This window comes from Pseudosporangium ferrugineum, from assembly GCF_003002065.1.
GTDB classification, from domain to species: Bacteria; Actinomycetota; Actinomycetes; order Mycobacteriales; family Micromonosporaceae; genus Actinoplanes; species Actinoplanes ferrugineus_A.
The window spans coordinates 1-1,703 of record NZ_PVZG01000076.1; the positions used below are offsets into that span (position 1 = coordinate 1).

The window sequence follows — 1,703 nt, forward strand, 5'->3', positions numbered from 1 at the left end:
CCTCGGCTATTCAGACTGAATGCGACGCATCGAGGGTGATGAAGGAAAGGTGCACCTGACCTGCAAGGATGTGGGTGTCTAGACCATGTCCACAGCAGAATAAGGTGCACCTTTCTGGTGGGTAAGCGTAGCGGGTGGGATCAGCGGCTGGTCATCGACTCAGGCGGGAAGGGTCTGATCGGTCACGCGGGTGCGGTACTGCTCCGCCGATGCGCGGACCGGACCGGTCTGACCGGTGGATTGAGCAGAATGGTGCCCCGGGGGAAGGGGCCGGGCTGGTGGGATCGAGGCACGGTCCTGGTGTCTCTGGCCATCGCGATCGTGCTCGGCGCGACGAGCATGTCCGATATCGGGTTACTCGGCCATCAAGCTCTCGTGTTCGGTGAGCCGCCATCGGAGGCGACCGTCCGCCGGGCCCTCGCCGGTCTCGACACGGCCACGCTGGCTCGGATCGGCAAAGCCAGGGCGAAGGTCAGGGCCCGGGTCTGGGATCTCCTCGCGCGCCGGCCGCAGGGCTTTCCTTGGCTGACGGTGGCCGGGAAACTGCTGTCCGGGTGGGTGGTCATCGACCTGGACGCCACCCTGATCACCGCCCACTCACCCAAACAGGGCGCCGCCGCCACGTTCAAGAAGGGGTTCGGGTTCCACCCACTCGGCGGGTGGTGCGCGAACACCGGCGAGTCGCTGGCGATGCTGCTACGCCCGGGTAACGCCGGGTCGAACACCGTCGCTGACCACATTCGCGTGTTGGCCGACGCGATCACGCAGTTGCCCGTCGCCTACCGACGCAAGATCCTGATCCGCGTCGACGGAGCCGGCGCTACCCATGAACTGCTCGAACACATGCAGCAGATGAACCGGCTGTGGCGCAGCGTGAAGTTCACCGTCGGCTGGACGATCACCGAGGTCGATGAGACCGCGATCGCCGCCCTACCCGCCAACGCGTGGACGGCCGGCCTGAACCAGGACGGCACCGCCGGCGACGCGGCGCAGGTCGCCGAGCTGACCGGCCTCAACCAGCGCCTCGGTGACTGGCTCGACGGGCTACGGCTGATCGTCAGGCGTACCCGACCCTCAGCCCGGCACGCCAAGAAACTCACCACCCTCGAACGGGCTACCGGCTGGCGCTACGCGATCGTCGCGACCAACATCACCCGCCTGCACGGACTTGCAGGCTCACACCAGCCGCAATGGCTCGACGCCCTGCACCGGTCCCACGCCGGCGTCGAAGATCAAGTCCGGCAGGGCAAGGCCATGGGTCTGCGCAACCTGCCGTCGAAAGCCTGGACCGTCAACCAAGGCTGGGTCATGGCCTGCAACATCGCCGCCGACCTGGCCGCCTGGACACGGCTACTCGGCCTGCACGACCAGCCTGACCTCGCCCACGCCGAACACGAAACGCTGCGCTACCGGCTGCTGCACCTACCCGCGAAACTCGCCACTCACGCCCGCCAGCGTCGGCTGTCCATCCCCGACAGCTGGCCCTGGGCCACCGCATTCACGCTCTGCTGGCAACGCCTGAGCATGCTGCCGGCGACCATCTGACCCCATCAACCCTGCCCCTACCAGCAGAAAGCCGTCCCCGGGCGCGGAGACCCGACGCTTCCGCAACGTCACGCGGCCGACCCGCACCCACTAACGAGGGACAAAACGGTCAAGCCGAAACGGACGGGAGGGGATCAAATCCCTCTGACGAATCGAGG

The 1,703-nt window shown here is 67.0% G+C and carries 1 protein-coding gene; it reads left to right on the forward strand.

Features of this window, described 5'->3' with window-relative positions; all coding sequences use genetic code 11:
* Positions 1 to 117 precede the first annotated feature (117 nt).
* Positions 118 to 1,545 (forward strand): IS1380 family transposase, encoded by a 1,428-nt coding sequence (locus tag CLV70_RS38785; RefSeq protein WP_211304066.1) that lies wholly within the window; start codon positions 118 to 120, stop codon positions 1,543 to 1,545.
* Positions 1,546 to 1,703: the final 158 nt, after the last annotated feature.